We start from the raw sequence: 2,564 nt of genomic DNA, 5'->3' as shown, positions 1-2,564 counted from the left end.
CCCGTGCGAGGGCGGCAATCGCTGCTTTGTTCGCCTCTTGTTCTCATGTTGTTATGAGACCAAAAGTAGAACATTTCAAGATCTTTTCCGTGGACCACTCTTCTCTCTCAAGGTTAAAGAGTGGTTTACAGGCAGAAGATCCGGGGAGATTTCATCGATGCTGGTATTCTGGAAGGCGCGGCTGGTGCTGCTGGCGGTGCCCAAGACGGGCAGCTCGGCCTACGAATCCGCGCTGGCGCCGCATGCCTCGATGACGGTGCTCGACCCGCCCGAGCTCAAGCATGCGCCGGTCTATCGCTACAATCGCTTCTTTCGACCGATGTTCGAGAAGATGGGCACCCCGCACATGGAGCTGATGGCGGTGATCCGCGAGCCGGTCTCTTGGCTTGGCTCGTGGTATCGCTACCGCCAGCGCGGCTTTCTCGACGGCAAGCCGACCTCGACCCGCGGGATCAGTTTCGACGAATTCGTGGAGGCTTACACGCGCGGCGAGCGTCCGCCCTTCGCCAATGTCGGCAGCCAGGCCAAGTTCGTGGAGCCGCGGCCCAACGGCACCGACGTGAGCCAGCTCTTCCGCTACGAGAACCAGTCCGGCATCATCGCCTTCCTCGAGGATCGGCTCGGCGTCGCGCTCGACCTGCCGCGCGAGAATGTCTCGCCCCGCGGCGATCTCGCGCTGTCGCCCGAACTCGAGACCAAGCTGCGCCGCAAATGCGCCGCCGACTTCGAGGTCTGGGAGCGCGCCCAGGGCTGAGCCGGCCAGGGTTGAGCCGGCCAATTAGGCCAACTGGCGGTTCACCGTCTCGGTGAGTTCGGTCAGCGAGAACGGCTTGGGCAGGAACACCGAGTTCGGCACCACCTCCCCGCCTTCGGCAAAAACGTCCTCGGCATAGCCCGAGACGAAGATCACCGGGGTGTCGGGCCGTGCGCGACGCGCCTCGCGGACCCAGCTCGGACCGTCCAGTCCGGGCATCACCACGTCGGTGACGATGATGTCGACCGCCATCGTATCATCCGACAGCAGGGTCAGCGCCTCTTCCCCGTTGCCCGCCTCGGTGACGCTGTAGCCGCGCATCTCGAGCGCGCGCGCCGCGAAGGCCCGTACCGGCGCCTCGTCCTCGACCAGCAGCACAACTCCCGAGCCGCCATCCGGCAGTGCCCGCGCCGGCGGCTCGCGCGGCCCCTCCACCACCGGTTCGGGGGCCTCGTAGGACGGGAACATCAGCGTAAAGCAGCTGCCCTCGCCCTGCACGCTGTCGACAAAGATGAAGCCTCCGGTCTGCTTGACGATGCCATAGACAGTGGACAGGCCAAGCCCGGTGCCCTCGCCGGTGCGCTTGGTGGTGAAGAACGGCTCGAACACCTTTTGCAGCTTGTCCGTCGGAATGCCCCGACCGCGATCCCTGACCCGGACCGCGGCGTATTCCCCAGGCTCGACCAGCGCCCGTTCGCGCTGAAGCGGCTCCATCAGGGCGATGCGTTCGGTCTCGATGCGGATCTCTCCGCCGTCAGGCATGGCGTCGCGGGCATTGACCACAAGGTTCATCATCACCTGTTCAAGCTGCCGCCGGTCCCCCCGGATCTTCGGCAGAACCGGATCGTGCTGCAGCACAAGCTCGACCCGCTCGCCCACCAGCCTGTTCAGCAGGTGGGTCAGATCCGACAGCGTCTCGCGCAGGTCGAGCAGCTCGGGCCGCAGGGTCTGCTTGCGCGAGAACGCCAGCAGCTGACTGACCAGCGCGGCCGCCCGGTTGGCGTTCTGGCTGATCTGCACAAGATCGCTGTAATCGGGATCGCCCTGATCGTGGCGCAGCATCAGCAGGTCGCAATGACCCGAGATCGCGGTCAGCAAGTTGTTGAAATCATGCGCGACGCCGCCGGCGAGCTGGCCGATGGCCTGCATCTTCTGGCTCTGCACGAACTGCGCCTCGAGCGTCTTGAGTTCGGTCGCGTCGTTCAGCACCGCCACCAGTTCGGTCGCACCCGAGACCCGCACCCGGTTGAGCGTGACCTGCACGAAGATCTCCCGGTCCGGGCGGATCAGGCGCAGGAATTCGGATCGGTGCAGCCCGCGGCCGGCCGCCGCCTCGCTGATCCAGAGCCGGATCGATCGCCCGAGCCCCTCCATGAATTCCGCGAGGTTCCGCCCATCCGCACGCTCGGTGTCGAGCAGCTTGCAGGCCGAGGCGTTGGCGCGCAGAATTCGCCCGTCCGGCGCGAGGCGCAGCAGGGGAACCGGCAGGTCATCGACACCGTCCGGCGCGGCCCCCTCGGACAGGGCGGAGTCTTCGATCGTGTGTAGCACCACCTCGCGCCGGCCGATGCCGGCATCGACGCAGCGCACCTCGAAACTTTCAGGCCCCTCGGGCGTGAGCACCCGCTGGATCGCGCCGGGCCTGAGCGGCGGATCCTCGAGCGCGTCGTCGATGCGCTTGACGCGCCGCCCAAGCACGGCCCGCGCACGGGTGTTCATGTAGAGGACAGCGCCGCTGCGCCCCAGCGTCAGCACCGGCGGGTCCTCGGATCCGGACCCGGCATGGGCACTCACCTCGGACTCGGGGCGG

2 protein-coding genes are annotated in these 2,564 nt (G+C 66.6%); one reads left to right on the top strand and one right to left on the bottom strand.

Annotation, left to right across the window (positions count from 1 at the left end; genetic code table 11):
- Nucleotides 1-157 precede the first annotated feature (157 nt).
- Nucleotides 158-754: a hypothetical protein gene (locus R2601_RS15325; protein WP_007799934.1), complete on the top strand. Its 597-nt coding sequence runs from the start codon at nt 158-160 to the stop codon at nt 752-754.
- 24 nt (nt 755-778) lie between these two features.
- Here R2601_RS15325 and R2601_RS15320 read toward each other — a convergent pair.
- Nucleotides 779-2,564 (bottom strand): ATP-binding protein (locus R2601_RS15320; protein ID WP_007799933.1); only part of this gene is annotated, 1,786 nt, incomplete at its 5' end.

The organism is Salipiger bermudensis HTCC2601 (assembly GCF_000153725.1).
GTDB classification, from domain to species: Bacteria; Pseudomonadota; Alphaproteobacteria; order Rhodobacterales; family Rhodobacteraceae; genus Salipiger; species Salipiger bermudensis.
This window is presented reverse-complemented; position numbering and strand designations above follow the sequence as displayed.